20 protein-coding genes are annotated in these 17,171 nt (G+C 64.6%); 4 read left to right on the top strand and 16 right to left on the bottom strand.

The genetic code is table 11. From position 1 onward, the window contains the following. Window positions 1-92 precede the first annotated feature (92 nt). A complete protein-coding gene (locus P0X85_RS11330; protein WP_275813080.1) occupies window positions 93-1,742 on the bottom strand; it encodes a lysine--tRNA ligase in 1,650 nt (549 codons plus the stop codon). 107 nt (window positions 1,743-1,849) lie between these two features. On the opposite strand from P0X85_RS11330, the gene P0X85_RS11325 reads away from it, so the two are divergent. Then, window positions 1,850-2,272, top strand: coding sequence for a tellurite resistance TerB family protein (locus P0X85_RS11325; RefSeq protein WP_275813076.1), 423 nt, complete (start codon window positions 1,850-1,852; stop codon window positions 2,270-2,272). A 4-nt stretch (window positions 2,273-2,276) separates the two neighbouring features. On the opposite strand, the gene dacB is transcribed toward P0X85_RS11325, so the two are convergent. From dacB to P0X85_RS11290, 7 genes are all read right to left on the bottom strand, one after another. After that, a complete protein-coding gene (gene dacB / locus P0X85_RS11320; RefSeq protein ID WP_275813073.1) occupies window positions 2,277-3,719 on the bottom strand; it encodes a D-alanyl-D-alanine carboxypeptidase/D-alanyl-D-alanine endopeptidase in 1,443 nt (480 codons plus the stop codon). A gap of 58 nt (window positions 3,720-3,777) precedes the next feature. Beyond that, the gene (locus P0X85_RS11315; protein ID WP_275813069.1) at window positions 3,778-4,389 is read right to left on the bottom strand and encodes a nicotinate-nucleotide adenylyltransferase; all 612 of its coding nucleotides are present in this window, start codon (window positions 4,387-4,389) and stop codon (window positions 3,778-3,780) included. Between the two features lie 85 nt (window positions 4,390-4,474). After that, window positions 4,475-5,632, bottom strand: coding sequence for a GGDEF domain-containing protein (locus tag P0X85_RS11310; RefSeq protein ID WP_275813066.1), 1,158 nt, complete (start codon window positions 5,630-5,632; stop codon window positions 4,475-4,477). Continuing rightward, a complete protein-coding gene (locus P0X85_RS11305; RefSeq protein ID WP_275813063.1) occupies window positions 5,629-6,219 on the bottom strand; it encodes a heme NO-binding domain-containing protein in 591 nt (196 codons plus the stop codon). The genes P0X85_RS11310 and P0X85_RS11305 overlap by 4 nt, the downstream gene beginning before the upstream one ends. A gap of 72 nt (window positions 6,220-6,291) precedes the next feature. Next, on the bottom strand, window positions 6,292-8,043 hold the full coding sequence (locus tag P0X85_RS11300; RefSeq protein ID WP_275813060.1) for a DUF4153 domain-containing protein: 1,752 nt from the start codon (window positions 8,041-8,043) through the stop codon (window positions 6,292-6,294). Between the two features lie 61 nt (window positions 8,044-8,104). Next, window positions 8,105-8,800 carry an HAD family hydrolase gene (locus P0X85_RS11295; protein WP_275813057.1) on the bottom strand — a complete coding sequence of 232 codons (696 nt, stop codon included), beginning with the start codon at window positions 8,798-8,800 and terminating at the stop codon, window positions 8,105-8,107. Window positions 8,801-8,819: 19 nt separating this feature from the next. Then, window positions 8,820-9,104 (bottom strand): DUF3572 domain-containing protein, encoded by a 285-nt coding sequence (locus P0X85_RS11290; protein WP_275813054.1) that lies wholly within the window; start codon window positions 9,102-9,104, stop codon window positions 8,820-8,822. Window positions 9,105-9,193: 89 nt separating this feature from the next. On the opposite strand from P0X85_RS11290, the gene P0X85_RS11285 reads away from it, so the two are divergent. Continuing rightward, window positions 9,194-10,591 carry a diguanylate cyclase gene (locus P0X85_RS11285; protein WP_275813051.1) on the top strand — a complete coding sequence of 466 codons (1,398 nt, stop codon included), beginning with the start codon at window positions 9,194-9,196 and terminating at the stop codon, window positions 10,589-10,591. A gap of 10 nt (window positions 10,592-10,601) precedes the next feature. On the opposite strand, the gene P0X85_RS11280 is transcribed toward P0X85_RS11285, so the two are convergent. From P0X85_RS11280 to P0X85_RS11265, 4 genes are all read right to left on the bottom strand, one after another. Next, entirely contained in the window at window positions 10,602-11,105 is a 504-nt protein-coding gene (locus P0X85_RS11280) for a periplasmic heavy metal sensor (RefSeq protein WP_275813048.1), read from the bottom strand. A gap of 1 nt (window position 11,106) precedes the next feature. Beyond that, the gene (locus P0X85_RS11275) at window positions 11,107-11,502 is read right to left on the bottom strand and encodes a dihydroorotate dehydrogenase (RefSeq protein ID WP_275813045.1); all 396 of its coding nucleotides are present in this window, start codon (window positions 11,500-11,502) and stop codon (window positions 11,107-11,109) included. Beyond that, window positions 11,495-12,079: an RNA polymerase sigma factor gene (locus P0X85_RS11270; protein ID WP_275813043.1), complete on the bottom strand. Its 585-nt coding sequence runs from the start codon at window positions 12,077-12,079 to the stop codon at window positions 11,495-11,497. The genes P0X85_RS11275 and P0X85_RS11270 overlap by 8 nt, the downstream gene beginning before the upstream one ends. 77 nt (window positions 12,080-12,156) lie before the next feature. Beyond that, window positions 12,157-12,990, bottom strand: a complete 834-nt coding sequence (locus tag P0X85_RS11265; protein ID WP_275813040.1) for an EF-hand domain-containing protein — start codon at window positions 12,988-12,990, stop codon at window positions 12,157-12,159. Between the two features lie 176 nt (window positions 12,991-13,166). On the opposite strand from P0X85_RS11265, the gene P0X85_RS11260 reads away from it, so the two are divergent. Together P0X85_RS11260 and P0X85_RS11255 are read left to right on the top strand one after the other, a co-directional pair. Then, window positions 13,167-13,571: a DUF983 domain-containing protein gene (locus P0X85_RS11260; RefSeq protein WP_275813037.1), complete on the top strand. Its 405-nt coding sequence runs from the start codon at window positions 13,167-13,169 to the stop codon at window positions 13,569-13,571. Beyond that, on the top strand, window positions 13,564-14,277 hold the full coding sequence (locus tag P0X85_RS11255; protein WP_275813034.1) for an NUDIX hydrolase: 714 nt from the start codon (window positions 13,564-13,566) through the stop codon (window positions 14,275-14,277). Before P0X85_RS11260 ends, P0X85_RS11255 begins: the two co-directional genes overlap by 8 nt. A 1-nt stretch (window position 14,278) precedes the next feature. On the opposite strand, the gene P0X85_RS11250 is transcribed toward P0X85_RS11255, so the two are convergent. From P0X85_RS11250 to P0X85_RS11235, 4 genes are read right to left on the bottom strand one after another with little or no spacing between them, the layout of a single operon-like run. Next, a complete protein-coding gene (locus P0X85_RS11250; RefSeq protein WP_275813031.1) occupies window positions 14,279-15,181 on the bottom strand; it encodes a DMT family transporter in 903 nt (300 codons plus the stop codon). After that, a complete protein-coding gene (locus tag P0X85_RS11245; protein ID WP_275813029.1) occupies window positions 15,178-15,696 on the bottom strand; it encodes a lipocalin/fatty acid-binding family protein in 519 nt (172 codons plus the stop codon). The genes P0X85_RS11250 and P0X85_RS11245 overlap by 4 nt, the downstream gene beginning before the upstream one ends. Further along, on the bottom strand, window positions 15,684-16,019 hold the full coding sequence (locus P0X85_RS11240; RefSeq protein WP_275813026.1) for a hypothetical protein: 336 nt from the start codon (window positions 16,017-16,019) through the stop codon (window positions 15,684-15,686). The genes P0X85_RS11245 and P0X85_RS11240 overlap by 13 nt, the downstream gene beginning before the upstream one ends. A gap of 14 nt (window positions 16,020-16,033) precedes the next feature. After that, the gene (locus P0X85_RS11235) at window positions 16,034-17,074 is read right to left on the bottom strand and encodes an aldo/keto reductase (protein WP_275813023.1); all 1,041 of its coding nucleotides are present in this window, start codon (window positions 17,072-17,074) and stop codon (window positions 16,034-16,036) included. Window positions 17,075-17,171 lie beyond the last annotated feature (97 nt).

Here is a 17,171-nt window from a genome sequence, read left to right as displayed (position 1 = left end):
AGGTTAAAGAAGTGCTGACCGAAGCGTGCGCTCCAAATGAAACGGGGCGAGAGCCTGCGCCCTCGCCCCGTCAATCCATTCCCGTGTCCGGGTTAGCCTTGAACCAGCTCACCCGCCAGCGCCCGCTCGATCAGGGCGATGGTTTCGGCAACACCGTAAAGGGCTATGAACCCACCAAAGCGGGGGCCCTGGCTCTGGCCGAGCAGCGTCTCGTAAAGCGCCTTGAACCAGTCGCGCAGGTTCTCGAACCCATTGTTCTTGCCGATGGCAAAGACCACCGATTGCAGGAACTCGTCGCTATGGAAATCCGCCACCGGAAGCGGCTCGTCATTGCCCATCGCCGCGTTCTTCTTGGCAATCGCCGCCAGCGCCGCGTCTTCGCTGCGCAGCGCCGCTGCCAGATCCTCCAGCGCCGCGCGCTCTTGCGCATCGGGCGCACGGAAGGCTAGGTCCGGCTTCACGAAGTCATTGAAGTAGCGCACGGCAAAACCCGCCGCCTGATCCAGATCGGGATGGGTCTCGGGGCTGGCCTCGGGTGCATAACGCTTGATGAAACCCCACAGCCCGCTCTTGTCCGCAGCCCCCGCAACCGACGCGAGGTTGAGCAGCATCGAGAACGGCACCACCATTTTCGACTCCGGCGGGTTGCCGCCATGAATGTGCCAGACCGGGTTCGCTACCTGCTGTTCGAGCGTCTGATCGGGATAGGCCCGCAGTTGCTGGTGATACTCGTCCACCATCTTCGGGATCACGTCCCACCAGAGCCGCTTCGCGGTCTTGGGCTTGAGGAACATGAAATAGGCGAGGCTCTCGGTCGAAGCATAGGTCAGCCATTCATCAATCGACAGGCCATTGCCCTTCGACTTGGAAATCTTCTCGCCATTGGCATCGAGGAACAGCTCATAGGTGAAGTGCTCGGGCTTCTTGCCACCCAGAATTTCACAAATCCGGTCATAGATCGGCGTGTTGGTCGAGTGATCCTTGCCATACATCTCGAAATCGACATCCAGCGCCGCCCAGCGCGCGCCGAAATCCGGCTTCCATTGCAGCTTCACATTTCCGCCCGTCACCGGGAGGGTCCATTCGCGCCCGTCAGGGTCGTCGAAAGTGATCGTGTAATCCTGTGCGTTCACTTCCTTCATCGGAACGTAAAGCACACGCCCCGTCTCAGGATGGATCGGCAGGAAGATCGAATAGGTCTGCTGACGCTCCTCGCGCAGCGACTTCAGCATGACCTTCATGATATCGTCATAGCGCTCGACGGCGCGCTTGAGCACCTCGTCGAACTGGCCCGACTTGTAGAATTCGGTGGCCGAGTAGAACTCATATTCGAAGCCGAACGTATCGAGGAAGCGGCGCAGCATTGCGTTGTTATGATGCCCGAAGCTCTCAAACTCCTCGAACGGGTCCGGCACCGAGGTGAGCGGCTTCTGCTCATGCTCGCGCAACATCTCTTGGTTCGGAACGTTCGTCGGCACCTTGCGCATACCATCAAGGTCGTCAGAGAAGCAGATGAGCCGGGTCGGCAGGTCCGAGATCGCCTCGAACGCGTGCTTGATCATCGTCGTCCGAGCCACCTCGCCAAAGGTGCCGATATGCGGCAGTCCCGACGGGCCATAACCCGTCTCGAAAAGCACGAACCCCTTCTCAGGCGGGGCTTTTTCGTAACGTTTGAGCACCCGGCGCGCCTCTTCAAAGGGCCAAGCCTTGGAGTTCATCGCTGCGTCGCGCAAAGTGCTCATGTCATACCTCTTCGGGGCGCCCAATGCGCCCATCCGCGCTCCACCTATTGAACGGGGGGCGGATCGTCAATAATTTGCACTCAAATCCCCTTAGGAGGCTGCTCAACGTGTCCAACTCTTTGTCTTCGCTTTCGCCTCAGGACGCGCTGGTCGCCGTCATGGTCGCCGTCTCCGTCTCGGATGAAAATATCCGCACCTCCGAACTCGTGGCGATCGAGCGCATGGTCAACCACATGCCGATCTTCGCCAGCTACGACATCGACCGCATCTCGACAGTGGCCCAAACCGTCTATGCGCTCTTTGAAGAGGAAGAAGGGCTCGAAGCGCTCTTCGGTCTCGTCCGAGACGGCCTGCCCGAGCGCCTCTATGAAACCGCCTATGCGCTGGCCTGCGATGTCGCGGCTGCGGATGGCGTTCTGCATCAACCCGAATTGCGTATGCTCGAAGAAATTCGCGGCGAGTTGGCCATCGACCGTCTGCATGCCGTCGCCATCGAGTGGGGCGCTCGGGTGCGTCACATCACGGTCTGATCGCTCAGCCGTAAAGCAGCCCCCAGCGCTCTACGAGCCGGCTTTGCAGGATCTTTGAGCGCTTCACCCACTCACCAGCGCCTTCCGGGGCCTCGGCATTCTTCGCGCGCGCGCGCCGCGCCACATCACCGGTGAAGATTGCGAATACGAGCTCTGTGCCATCCCTTGCGGTCAGATAGCCAGCCAAGGTCGACACAAAATTCAACGTGCCGGTCTTGGCGTCCACGCGGATCGGATGGTTTTTGATCGTGCGCCCCTGATCGTCACGCAAACTGAAACCTTTCATCAAACCGCGCAGCCCCATCGGCGCGCCCACAACGCGCAGCGCATGCACCATGTCCGCCGCCGAGACACGGGTCTGAACATTCAGGCCCGAGTGATCGACGAATTTCGCGCCGCGTATGCCCGCACGAGCAGCGAGCCAGTCACTCATCGCGGCGCCCGACCGCCCCAGCGCCGGGTTCGCGCCGCGCGCAGCGCTCGCGGTCATGCCCACGGCTTCTGCGGTGAGGTTGGTCGAGTATTTCATCATGTCACGCAGGATACCGGGCAGTGCTTCGCTCGCGTGGCTGACCAGAACCGTACCGCCCGCCAGATTGCGCACCGGCTGCGGCGCAGGCAAATCGACGCCTTGCGCACGTGCCAAGGTCTGAAACACATCGCCCGCATAAAGCTCCGGCTGGCGCACCGGCAACCAACGGCTGCCGCCCTTCCCCAACCGTGCGGCGGCTACCGTCCACTGCTCCTTGCCGCCCTGCTGGCGATAGGTGAACAGCGGATCGCGTCGGTTCGCCAGCGCGGCGCTGGCCGTATAGGCGCGCGGGCGGTGGCTCTCCCCACGCGCATCCATCGCAAGATCATAGCCGTTGCCCGCGCGCCGCCACTCGAAATGGACCCGGTTGTAATTCAGGATCATCCCCGAAATCGCCGGGTTGTAGCCGACATGGATCGGCTGATCCGTGGCGATCTCTTCAGCATAGGGGATCGCACCGCCCCAGACCTGAAACCGACCCGTGATCCGACGCAAGCCTGTGGCGGCGAGCCGCGCGGCCATCGCTCCCAGATCATCGGTTGAAAGCGTCGCATCCGCACCGCCCGCAAGGATCAAATCCCCTTGCAATACTCCGCCCGAGATTGGCCCCGTCGCAATCACCCGTGTGACGAACCGGTAGCCCGCCCCCAGTGCCTCAAGCGCATAGAGCGAAGTGATCGCCTTGGCGGTCGAGGCCGGCGGAAGCGCCTTGCGGGCGTTATGCTCCTCCAGAACCAGCCCGCTACGCAGATCCGCAACCAGATACCCGACGTCTCCGCCCAGTTGCGCGGTCCGTATAAGGTCGCTTCCCGCGCGCACCTGGACAGTTTGCGCCCGCACCAGAGCCGGGCTGACGAGACCGGCCGCGCCGATCAGACACCCCGCAGTTCCGCCAAGAAAACGCCGCCGGTCCATCGTGTACCCTGCTCCCCAAGCCCGTTACCCTCACCCTATCTCGGGCGCGGTTCGGGCTTCAAGGCGAATGCCGCTTCCATTCCCCGCGCGCACGGATTTCCGACGAGGAAAGATCGCTCAGCGGCACGTCAAGAAAGGCCCAGGCTGGCGTGTTGGCCAGCGCCAGATTGCGCGCCTTGGCACGTCGCAGTTGCGCACGACGGAAGATGCGCGCGGCCCGCGCGCGGCGGCCCCGCATCCGCGCACCCGGACGGGCCATGACCCCGACCGGCACCATCTCCATGATCTCGCGCCAGCGGTCCCAGCGATCGAATTGCACTAGGTTGTCTCCGCCCATCAGCCAGACGAATCTTACCCCCGGATACAAGGCGCGCAGACGGCGCAAGGTTTGCGCCGTGTATCGTGTGCCAAGCCGACATTCGAGATCGGTAATATCGACCCGCGGATCGGGCATCACCCGGCGTGCCTGCGCAAGACGCCTGCGCATCGGCGCCGGACCCTCGGCCTTTAACGGATTCCCCGGACTGACCAGCCACCAGACCCGATCCAGACCGAAGAGCTTGAGCGCCGCACGCGTGATATGCGCGTGCCCCTCATGCGCCGGGTCAAACGACCCGCCGAGGATGCCAATACGTTGCCCCGGTCGGGCGATGGGAAAGCCGCGTTTCATCGCAACCAGCCCTATCCGATCCGAGGCCCGGCTGAAAAGCCCATATTGGCAGGCTGCACATATCACAAAGGCAAGCCCGCCGCGCCTATGCCTCCAACGCGTTATCGCCCGCAAATGAACAACAGCCACGCCCGGCGCTCTTGGACCGGTAGAGCGCCGCGTCGGCCATGGCCAGAAGCCGCTCTGCCTCTAACACCTCCAACTGGCTGGATAGCGCGACGCCGAACGACCCGGAGATCCGGCATTCGCGGCCTTCGAACGTCACCGGTCGCTCCAGCCGTCCGATGATGCGCTGCGTCATGGCTTCAATCGCCCCCGGATCGACGGGACTGCGCAGCAGAAGGATGAATTCATCCCCTCCGACACGCGCGGCCAGATCACCCTGCCGTGTCTCCTCCCGTAAAATGCGCGACACCTGTTCGAGGATGAAATCGCCAGCGGCATGACCCAGCGTGTCGTTCACCGCCTTGAAGTGATCAAGATCGAGATGCGCGACCGCAAAAGGCGCGCCACCATGCCGGACCCCGGCCACAGAGCGCCCGAGCGCGAAATCAAACGCCCTCCGATTGGCAAGGCCCGTCAGCGCGTCCGTCATCGCCTTGTCATGCGCAGCCGCGCGCGCAGCCTCCAGCCGGGTTGTCAGACCGCGCAACTCTCCAAGGACCGCCGCCTTGGCCTCTTGCAGATACAATAGCTCCATCGCCAGATCGGTCGGGGCAAAATCCGCATCACTCAGCGCGAAGCGGCGCACCGCATCGGACAGATGAATGCCAAAAGACAGATTGAGCAGCACGCCATCCGCGTCACTGCCCAGCGGAACGCAAACCCCGCGGAGCTGGATATCGGGATGCCGCGTCAGGCCAAGATACACCCGCCGCCCCGGCAACGCGCTCCAGTCGCCAATTCGCAACGGATCAGGCAATGCTTCGAACTGAGCATCCCCCATGGTGTGCCCCGGCTCTCCCCTGAACCCGCCATTCGGTGCCCAGCCGCGCCCCACCCTGAAGACCTTCTCCATAGGCTGGCCAGACACGTTTTCCCCCAGAACTTTCTCCAGAGTAGAGCCGACTTCGACAATGCGCCCATCCCGATCAAGCCTCAGGAACATCGGCATCAGTTGCGCGATGCCCTTCACCGAAAGCGTGACGCCAGCAAGAGCCGGATCATGCCGGGGGCCGCTGCCAAGGCCACCCTGATCCTCGCCACTTTCTGGCCGCGCTATGCCTGTGCGAATATAGCTCATGCCGGGGCCTCCTCGCGCTGCGGGCGGGCGAGTTCGAAGCTTCGGCCGTCGGTATAGCGCGCCTCAAGGAGCGTCACATCGATCCGCTCCTCCCTTCCTGAATCTTCCCATTCGATCACCGCGAGGGCGCCGTAATCATCGGCCATGGCACGCAACAACCCCGCCATGACCGCGCCCCAGCCGGGCACCTTACCCGAAACGACAAGAGAGAAATGTCCGCCCCCGTCTTCGCGCAGATCCAGCTCGGGCAACTCCAGATCGACCAATGCCATAAGGCTACGCCCGGGCAACTCATCGAGCGAGCGCAGGAAATCCCAGTAATCCCCTCCTCCGAAACGGAGCAAGCGCCGCAAACCCTCGACCGAGGCCAGATAGGCGCCAAGATCCTCCAAGAGCGCCGCGCGCGGACGGTTCTTGAGCGCCGCAGCCGCACCGATCATGCGTTCCGTCACCGCATCGTCGTAATGCAACATGGCCTCGAACCCGACAGTATCGAGACCGGTCTCCCGCGCGACCGCCTCCCACAGGGCCGTGCCATAAGAATCACGTAAAAAACACTGAATAGACTTGTTAATCAAACCATGCATCTTCGCCTCCGTGACGGGAGGTTAGCGCGCACGGGTTAAGAAACCGCCAAAAGCCACAAGCCCATGAAACGCTTAGGGGTCAAGCGGCGAATAGACCTGCGGCACCAGTGTCGTGTCCCCGAGCGACAGCGCCTGAATCCCGGCCGGAACGATGGCCCCCGCCCCGGACCAAAGCTGCGCGATCACCTCGGCGTCGCTCGCCGCGAAGCGTGAAGGCACTGTCAACGCCCCCTCACGCGCCCAGACGCCCCCACGGAACACATAGAGCTCTCCGCCGGAGAACCGCCCGACATCGCGCGCGGTGATCAAAATCGCCTCAAGCTCCGCGCCCGGGATCAGATCGGCCACGATCACGAGACAGCCGGGAACCTCTCCGCGACGCAATGCCGCGCAGCTATCACCGCTGCGCCGCGGATCGAGACGCAGCGCCTCACGCAAGACGCCGTCCGGAACCTTCGCGCCTTCGGGCCAGACCCCAAGCTCGGCGCGAAACCCGGCCAGCCGGTCATCCGCCACAGTCTCGGGCGCGCGCTCAAAGGTCCAACGATGGTCAGACGCGTCCAAGCGCTCCAGAAGCGCCGCGAACTCCGGGTCCTGCGGCGCCTTCTCGGCGCGCAACGTCGCTAGCGCGGCACGCCCCGGCACACCCCAGTCATGCGCGAACTCCCACAGCGGTGCCTGCGTCGAGGCCAACCGCCCGTCTTGAAGGCGCTGCATCTGATCGCGCGCCGAAATCGCCTCGGGATTGATGAGCGGCGTCATCCAGAGCGTCGCTGTCGCGATCAAGGCGCATGCCATGGCGATATTCACCCGCCGCGTCCAGCCCATCCAATGCCGCCCGCCCAGAGCCGCCCCCGCGTAGGCGATGCCATAGCCCATTACGGCCAACCCGCCCACAACGCCCGACACGCGCGCGGGCGTCCAGCCATACTCCCTGATCCGCAAATGCAGCGCCCAAAGTGCAATCGCCCCGAGCACCGGCACCAGAAAGGCCAGCCCACGCGCGCACCACTGCATGATCGGGGCCTGAACCGCCTCGACATCATCCTGATCGACCGCAATCGAAATCAGCGAGATCGCTCCCAGCGCCGTCACGATCAGAATACCCGCCGCCGACATATGGCCAAAGAGCGAAGACAATCCGCGCAGCGGCAGCGCCAGCACGAAGGCCAGCACAACCAAAAGAACAACCGGCAACAAGAGCCGAAGCAGTCGCAGTACCAACACCGGAGAGATCATGTCCGAGAGTTCATAAACGATCGCAAGCCCAAGGCCGAGCACCGCGCCACTCAGCGTCCAGATCACCACCGGCTCCTCGAGCCAGTCTTCGACCATATCGAGCCCGACCAGCTTGAGAAGCTGCGCCGAAAGGAACAGCACCGCGATAACGACGCCCACGAACAGGGCCGCAGCCGCATAGCGCACAACGACGCCCCAGGACTCCATGAACAAGGTCGGATACTCGGAAAGACCGTCCCGCCCATGGCGCAGGAGCGACATCGCGAAAGGTAGCGGCAGCGCGCCCAGTACGACAAGCGCCAGAACGGCATGGCCGCTCTCCATCATCTCTTCCGGAGTAGCAAAATTCGTGCTTTCCCAAAGCGCCAGAAGGGCGACCGGCAATGCGACGCCAGCCGCGCCGATCAAGGCGCGACAGACCCCAAGCGGTCCCGCCATGACCAGGCCTCCGCCAAAAAAGATGATCGCAAAGACCAGCGCCGCGAAATCGAGCCGCCCCGTCAGATCGACATGTTCGATCAGCGCCCAAAGGCCCAGCCCTGCCAGCGCTCCAAGCATAAGATGCTGCATACGAATGGAATTCATTCCCGGCCTCCAGATTTTGGGCCAGCCTAACCGCGTCCCGCGGGGCTGAACAGCCTCTCGCTCAGGTGCCCGCGTCGAGCCAGTGCTCTAACGCTCCGATATGCGGCAGGACGACATCTGCATGCGGCGCAAGGTCCGCATGTGTCGCAGGCCCCGAGAGCACCGCCACGGCCCGCATCCCTGCCGCACGGGCCGCGTGCAGGTCGTGCCGGCTGTCGCCGACCATCGCCACCTGTGCCGGAGCAATCCCGATCTCGCGGGCAAAGGCAAGAAGCGGCCCGGGCTCCGGTTTAGCACCAAACCCACTGTCATATCCGGCCACAAAGTCGAAGGCTGTCTCGACCCCGGCCTGCCGCAAATGCGACCACGCTGTGGCCTCGGAATCGTTCGTGGCCACACCCAGGCGCAACCCGCGCGCACGCAACCCGTTCAGGCAAGCGGTAAGATCGACTGGAGAGGCCAGCGGCACATCCTCGGCCGCGGCGTTCAGATCCGCGATCAGCGCTGCGCGATCTTGCCCGGCGAGATGCGGCAGCAGGTAATCGGCGACTTCTTCCGACGTGCCCGCAATGACCGGAGAGCTTGGCGCAAAGCGCGCCAACGCCAGATCGAAGCCGATCGCATTGGCCAGCCGCCCCGTCAGCGCAGCATCTCCGGCGCCCAGCCGTTCCAGTTGCCCCCGCGCCCAGACACCCCAGCTTGCATCGAAATCAAACAGGGTTCCGTCCTTGTCGAACAGGATCGCCGCGATCTGCATTCGTTAATATCCTCTCCGCTCAGGTCCAGTGCCGCATATCGCCGCCGCCCAGAATCGCACGGGCCTCGACAAGGCTCTGCGGCTCTATGGCAAGCGCCCCGGCACAGTCCAACACCCATTGATCCTGCATCAGAACAAAGTCCAGCGCGCCACATAAGAACGCCGGACTCGCAGCATTTTCCCTGACATCAGAAGCACTTGCACCCGAATTCGCAAGAAATGCCTCGAACAGATCATCGCGCGCGGCGAGCCAGCCAAGGGCCTTTATCGCCAAAACGTGAGCCGAATCCCGCCGATCCGTCATATTCGCTCGCCTCATAGAAACAATTTGTTAACCTCTTGGTAGCCATGATGGCCGTAGATTTCGAGTGGGTCAAAGGAGTGTGATGCGCCATGGCAGGCAAGATCCTGATCGTGGACGACGTTGCGACCAACCGAATTGTGCTCAAAGCCAAGCTCAAGGGGGCGCGCTATGAGACAGTTCAGGCGCGCAACGGCGTCGAAGCGCTCCGCGCCGCACGGTCGGAGCGACCCAATCTCATTCTGCTCGATGCCGAGCTGCCCGACATTCATGGTATCGAGGTCTGCCGGGAGCTGATGAAACACCCAGCAACGGCGTCGATTCCGATTATCATCGTCACCGCGCGCCCCTCCTCCGAAGCCCGGATCGAGGCATTGCGCGCGGGGGCGGCGGATTATATCGGCAAACCTTTTGACGAGTTGGTGCTCCTCGCGCGTTTGCGTGGCCTGCTCCGCACCCGAGAAACCGACGAAGAGCTGTTCCAGCGCGAGCAAACCTTCCGTGAACTCGGCTTTTCCGAGCAGGCGCAAGACTTCGTGCCTGCGGCGCGCATCGCCCTGATCGCTGACCGCCCTGAACGTGCGATCACGTGGCGCGCGGCACTCAAGCGCAGCTTACCCAATGACAACATCTCGATCCTTGACCGCAACACAGCGCTGAGCGCGACCAGTGGTGAATCTCCGCCCGACGCCTTCGTCATCGCCGCCGATCTCGCGCAACCCGCAGAAGGGCTTCGGCTGATGTCGGAGCTGCGCTCACGTCCGGGCTCGCGCCATGCGGTGATTTGTATCGCTGCGGCCGAAACGGCGCGCGAAACCGCAGCCGTGGCGCTTGATCTCGGGGCGAGCGACCTGCTGCCCCTTGCCCTCAGCGATGATCTCGCGGCTCAGGAAGCCGCGCTGCGACTCAGCGCGCAACTGCGGCGCAAACGCCGGTATGACCGGCATCGCAGCAACCTCGCCGATGGCCTGCGTTTGGCGATGATCGACCCGCTGACCGGGCTTTTCAACCGGCGCTACGCAATGCCCCATCTGGCGCGCATGGCCGAACGCTCCGAACAGACGGGTCGGCTTTTCGCGGTGATGGTGCTTGATCTGGATCGGTTCAAATCGGTCAATGACACATTTGGCCATGCAGCCGGCGACACCGTCCTGACCGAGGTTGCGCGTCGGCTGAGTGCCAATTTGCGGTCGATGGACCTGATCGCGCGGATCGGCGGGGAAGAGTTTCTCGTCGCACTCCCGGAAACCACACTCGAAGAGGCGCATGGCGCGGCCGAACGGCTGCGCGCCATAATCGAGCACAGCCCCGTCGAGCTCGCAGATGGCACCCGGATCATGGTCACCTTGTCGATCGGCTTGGCGCTTGGCGGCGGGCGGGCCCGCGAAGGCTCGGTCGATACGCTGATATCGCTGGCCGACCGCGCACTGCTGGGGTGCAAGGCGGGCGGGCGCAATCAGGTACAACTCGTCAATGCGAGCGCGGCCTGAACGGGTGACGTCAGCGATTATCCGGCTTGTCGCGCGGCGGTCCAAAGTGACGCCCGCCCCGGCGTAACCGTTCTGCCAAGGCGCGCCGCGCCTCCGGCCCCATCGCCTCCAGCCGTTCCGCAATCAGCGCGCCACCGATCTGTGCGCGCTCAAGCGTACGCTCCCGCTGACGCGCAAGCAGATCGCTCACGCGCTGCGGATCATAAGGCTCCGCCTCGATCGCTGCGATCAGCGCCTCCATATCGGCCTTGGCTTGCTGGCGCATGTCACGGAAATTCTGCCCCCGCTCCTGCGCCCTGTCGCGCAATGCCGCACGATCCTCGCGGCTGAACGCTTCGGTCAGCGGGCCGAGAGATACCTCGCCAACATTCGGCGCGGGCGGATGTCGGTCATGGCGCAGCACGCCACCGATCACGACCCCAGCCACCAACAGGTTGAGCGTCACCGATGCAATCAACAGCACCCGCACCCATCCACGCATTTTCGGGGCCGCCCCGGTAGCCTGCGTGCTCATCTCATCCCTCCTCGCCGAACAATGCCGCGAATTCGTCCCCTTCGGGCAAGAGCTCGACCGTACCAAGGCTCGCCGTCGCGGTGCTGCTCGTTCCCAGATAGCCGCTCAGCGTATCAACGCCCGAGAAGCCGATCCAGACCCCCGCAAGCGCAGCCGTCGCCATGCCACCAACTCCGCGCCAGCCGCCGAACAGGCCCATGACCGCTCCCCAAAGCCCGAGCCCGTCATCGCGGACACCCGTCTGGTCCCGTCCGCGCGCGCCAAAGGCTTGCTGCTCGGCCTCCGCGTCTTGCAGAACCCGCGCGAGGAACGCCGCGGACGGCATCGGCGCGTCAGCGCGGGCTGTCTCGAACAGGGCGTTCAACCCGTGATCTCGATCTTGCTTGTGCTCAGTCATCGCCAAACCCCAATTCCGCACGCTGGCCCGCCAGCAGTTTCGCCAGCCCCTTCTTGCCGCGTGCCGTCAAACTTTCTACGGCCTCAACGCCGATTTCCATCGCTTCGGCGATCTCGGGGTTCGAAAGCCCCTCGATATGGCGCAAAACGACCGCTTGCCGCTGCCGGTCCGGCAATTGCGACAGCGCTGCCTCAAGCGCGTTCATCCGGTCTCGCGCGATCATTGCCTGCACGACCGACGGCGCGCCATCTTCGACCTCGGGCGCTTCGTCCAGCCCGACACCGCGCCGTTTGCGCAGCCGATCCGTCGCAAGGTTGGTCACGACCCGGTAGAGCCAGGTCGAAACCTTGGCCTCGCCGTTGCGCCATTCGGGTGCGATCCGCCAAAGCCTCAATAGCGCCTCTTGCGCCACATCCTCGGCTTCCGCGGCATCCGACAGCATTCGGTAGGCCACCCGATAGGCCAGCGGCCCCATCCTCAGCGTCAGGCTGCGCGCCGCATCCCGGTCCCCATTGCCATAGAGAACCAGAAGTGTCTCGTCCGAGACATCGGTGAGCGCATCGAGTGCCATATCCATTCTGCCTCTGGCCTAACGCGAAAGCGGAAAGGGCGCAATCGGGGGCCCCGGACGGTTGCGCCCGGGTCCCGCCGGTCTCAGTAGTCGCTCTGACCGGGCGCGTTGCGCTGGAAGAACTGCCCCCAACCGTCATTGCCTTGCGGCCCCATGCCCGGACCATTTCCGCCCATACGCTGGCCGCGCTGACCACCATGATCGTGCCCGCCGCGCATCATTTTGCCGCCGTGATGATCATACCCGCCCATGCGGCCCCCATCGCGCCCACGCTCCATCCGGTCGCCGCGTTGATCGCGGCTGCCCATCCGCGACTGCATCATCGCCCTGGCCGCAGCCATTTCCTCGGCGCTCACGGCACCGTCGCCATCGCGGTCGAGACGCGAGAACATCGCCGCCGGAACAGAACGCGTCGCCAGTTCTTCGACCGACAGCAGCCCGTCCCCGTCAATATCCTGCGCCGAGATGCGCGCCTTGACGCGTGCTTCGGCCTGAACCTGCGCCCGCTTCATCTCTTGCGCGACGAGTTCTTCGGCGCTCAGTTTGCCATCACCATTCGCGTCAAGCCCGGCGATGTCGTTTTGGCGCTTTGCCTGAAACTCCTCGGCCGTGACCTTGCCGTCGCCATCCGCGTCAAAGCTCTCGAAGACCATTCCCGGCCCGTCCATCATGCCCGGCATCGCGCCCATCGGCATGCGCCCCATCGGGCCGGAACCGGTGCCATCCATCGGACCTGCGCCCGGCCCGTTCCCCGCGCCCGGACCATTGCCCGCACCCGGACCATTGCCCGGCCCGGTCCCGTCCTGCGCCTGAACACGCGGCGGGGTCTGGTCCTGCGCCATGACTGGCGCCACGGCGGCGATGCTCGTCCCGGCCATCAGAAGGGCCAGCATGACGGATTTGCTGCTCAGTTTCATTGTCATCTCCTGTTTCATGCGGCCCCTGCGCCGCTTACATCCGACAAACGCCCCAGTTCCGGCTTTCCGTCGCACCCGGCAATCACCACACGCATCCGTGACACGGCGTGATCGCAAGCACCCTCTTTTCCCGACCGACGATTTCGGCTCTAAAGAGGAAGCGAAAGGGAGAGCGCATGGACAATTACCGCGACGACATGATCGACGACCGCCCGGTCAAGACCGCCATCCTGCGCGGGTTGCGCTGCCGCTGCCCGAATTGCGGCAAAGGCCGAATGCTGGATGGCTACCTCAAGGTGCGCGACACTTGTCCCGAATGCGGCGAGACCTATTCGCATCACCGCGCCGATGACGGGCCTGCCTATCTGACGATCCTCGTGGTCGGGCATATCCTCGCGCCCGCAATCCTGTGGGTATTCATCGCCTATCGGCCTTCGCCGATGACAATGATCGCAATGTTCGGCGCGGGCACGCTCGCGCTCTCGCTGCTGCTGCTGCCGATGTTCAAGGGGATGATCGTTGCGATCCAATGGTCGCGGCGGATGCATGGCTTTGGCGCAGGCGAGATCGTCCATGACTGAGCTGCGCCCCACCGCCCCGATCGACAAAACCGCGCTGCGGCATGCGGCGACCGTGCTGATCGTGCGACGCGACGCGACGGACGGGCCCGCGGTGCTGATGGGGATGCGCGGCGCGGGCGCGGCCTTCATGCCGTCGAAATACGTCTTCCCGGGCGGTGCGCTCGATGCCGAGGACTGGGATATTCCGCTTGGCTCCGCCCTCTCCGAGACCTGCGCGCGCAGGCTTGCCTTTGAGGCACCCGACGCGATTGGCCCGGCACTCGCCACCGCCGCGGTGCGCGAGCTCTGGGAGGAGACCGGCCTCGTTCTGGGCACTGAGGGCCGCTGGCCCGGCACGCCGCCCGGCGATTGGGCCGAGTTCGCCGCCTTGGGGCAGTTGCCCGCCGCAGCGCCCTTGCATTTCGTGTTCCGCGCGATCACCCCGCCGGGTCGCCCGCGCCGCTTCGACGCGCGCTTCTTCCTGTGCGACGTGGCCGATATCTGCGGCGACCCCGAGGATTTCTCGCGCGCCTGCGATGAGCTGTCTCACCTGCATTGGGTGCCGATGGCCGAGGCGCGCGCGCTCAACCTGCCCTTCATCACCGAGGTCGTTCTGGCCGAAGTGCAGGCGTTGCTCGATGCCTCGGGCGCCCGGATCACCCCGCCCGAAAGCGTGCCCTTCTTCGATAATTCCGGCCCCCGCTCCGAGTTCCGCCGGATCGCCTGATCTAGCCGCGCGCCCCCAACACCAACAGCAAGAGCGACAGCACCACCAGAGCGATCCCCAGACCCTCGCGCCGGTGCAGCCGCTCGTTGAAGAAGAGCACCGAAGCCATCAGCGTGAAGATCATCTCAATCTGCCCGAAGGCGCGCACATAGGCCGCGTTCTGAAGCGCAAAGGCGCAAAACCAGCCCGCCGAGCCGCCAACCCCCGTGATCCCGACCCAGACCGTGCGCCGCCATGCCCGGAGCACGCGGGTCAGTTCTCCGGGCTCGAAAAACCGCAGATAAAGCGCCATGCCAAGGCTTTGCGAACAGGTCGCCGCCGCCAGCGCAATCATCGCGCGCAGCACGAAGGGCAGCGGTTCCAGCTCGACCGTGGCACCGCGATACCCGATCGCTGCGATGGCGAAACCCGCCCCCGCCAGCACCCCATAAAGCGCCGAGCGGCCCAGCCAACGCCCGCCCTGTGGTGGCCGCGACATCAAGAGCACCCCCGCGAACCCCATCAGGATCGCCACCCAGCCCAGCCCCGACACCGCCTCGCCAAGGATCAGCGCCGAGAACAGCGCGACCTGCACGGTCTCGGTCTTGGTAAAGGCGACACCCACGGCGAAATTGCGCAGCTGAAAGAGCGCGACGGTCAGGAAGGTCGCAAAGACTTGCCCCGCGCCGCCCGCGAGAACGAAACCCCAGAAACGCGGCGTCAGCTCGGGCACAGATACGCCGGTGCCAAGGACCAGCGCCAAGGCCGCCGCCGTCGCGATGGGCGCGCCGAACAGGAACCGGGAAAACGTCGCGCCCCCGGTCGAGAGGCCACTCCCCGCGAGGATCTTTTGTAAGACGAAGCGCGCGGTTTGTAGCGCGGAAGCCAGCACGACCAAGAGTGCCCAGCCGATGCCCGCACTCATTCAGGCAGCTTCCCGAGATCGTAGCCGTTGAAATCAAGTACTTCCAGCGCCGCGCGCGTCAGGTCTCCACGCGCCGCAACGTTTTCTCGGGCCAAGACGACCGCGAAACTGCCGTCCGGGGTTCCCAAAACCGCTATGCGGTAGTCCTGATCCACCCAAAGCAGCCAGACGGGCTTGGACTGATACGCAGCCCCCCGGGCCATCAGCCGCCCGCCGGGGCCGGTCACCACCGCCGTGCCCTCAAGCACAGCAGGCCGCGCCCCGGAGCAATCGACACCGCTCAACGAATAAGTCTGCGCCCCGTCGAAACCCCAGGATTGCTGCGCGCCCGCACAGCCCCCGGCCCCGCTGCGGATCACCCGCCAGTCACCGCCGAACCGTGCAGGATCGAACAACGCCGCCGAGGACATGCGCCCCTGCGTCACCAGATAATCGGGCGGCGCGGGCTTCGCCCCAATGCAGCCCGCCAGCGCGAGCATTGCAAGCCAGCCGAGGCGCGGGGTCACTCGACGCATTCGGTCACCCGTAGTCCAGCACCGGTGATGACCTCGTTGCAGCCAATCAGAGGACGGATCGGCGCGCAGCTTTGGGCGCGCGCGAGGCAAGCGCCCTCGCATTGGGTACCGTTGGTGCAGGACTTGCCGCCGTCGCGCGTCTGATACTGACAGAACGCGACCCGCTCACCGGTCCGCCAAGCCCCGCCAGCGGCCTCGCAATTGGCACGATCAAACGCCACGCGCGCCTCGCCCACGGGTTCGAGAGCATCGGGGGCGTTGGATTGCGGTTTGCACGCCGCCAACGCCAGAACCGTCAACGCTCCGAGAATGACTGCGCGCATCGAGACCGCCCTCCTCAGAACGGCATCGGATGCGCACGGTGAACGCGCGCGATCTCGTCCGAGACATCCTTGGGCAGCGCAATCTCGGCCGCGTCGATATTCACCCGCAACTGATCGAGCGTCGTCGCACCGATGATCGGGATCGTGCGCACCGGGCGTTCCATCACCCAGCGCACCGCCATCGTCACCGGGTCGAGCCCCGCCTCGCGCGCAATGCCCGCGTAAATATCGGCGATCTCGAAGGCGCGCGGATTGGCGCGACCGCCCAGATCATGCACCAGCGCCCGGCGCGACGGCGCGGGCGTGACATCGCCGGAATACTTGCCGCTCAAGATGCCCGCCGCGAGCGGCGAATAGGCCAGCAGCGTCACATCCTCATGGTGGCACAGCTCCGCCAGATCGAGATCGAAATAGCGGCACATCAGCGAGTATTCGTTCTGGATCGCGGCCATGCGCGGCCCCTTGCCCGCTTCGGCGAGGCGCAGCCATTCCGCGGTGCCCCATGCGCTTTCATTCGAGAGCCCGACATGACGGATCTTGCCCTCACGCACCAACTCGCCCAGCGTGTCGATCACCTCTTCCATATTCTCGCGCACCTGCGCGGTCTTCTGCCCGGTCGGGTCAAAGCTCCAGGTCTTGCGGAAGTGATACGAACCGCGGTTCGGCCAGTGCAGCTGATACAGATCGACGTAATCCGTTTTCAGCCGCGCAAGCGAAGCGTCGAGGGCCTCCCGCAGCCGTTTGGGCGCGATCGGCGCACCGCCCGCAACCACCGACCCGGCGCCCACGATCTTGGTCGCAATCACCACATCGTCGCGTTTGCCGCGCTTGGCCAGCCACGTGCCGATGATGTCTTCGGTCCGCCCGGCCGTCTCTGCACGCACCGGGTTCACGGGATACATCTCGGCGGTGTCAATGAAATCGACGCCCCGCTCCAACGCCGCGTCCAACTGGGCATGGCCCTCGCTTTCGGTGTTCTGCGAGCCCCACGTCATCGAGCCCAGACAGATTTCGCTCACCATCAGCCCGGTGCGCCCCAGTTCGATCTTGCGCATGCGTTTCTCCTGTTCGTGGTTTGGGCGCGACCCTGCCACAGGGATTGCACAAACAAAAGGCCCCATCCGGGGCCTTCGCGCGTGGCTCACACGAGGC

The sequence above is a fragment of the Pseudothioclava nitratireducens genome, assembly GCF_029210495.1.
Classification (GTDB): domain Bacteria; phylum Pseudomonadota; class Alphaproteobacteria; order Rhodobacterales; family Rhodobacteraceae; genus Pseudothioclava; species Pseudothioclava nitratireducens.
Note: the sequence above shows the minus strand (reverse complement) of the source record. Positions and strands in the feature narration are given on the sequence as shown.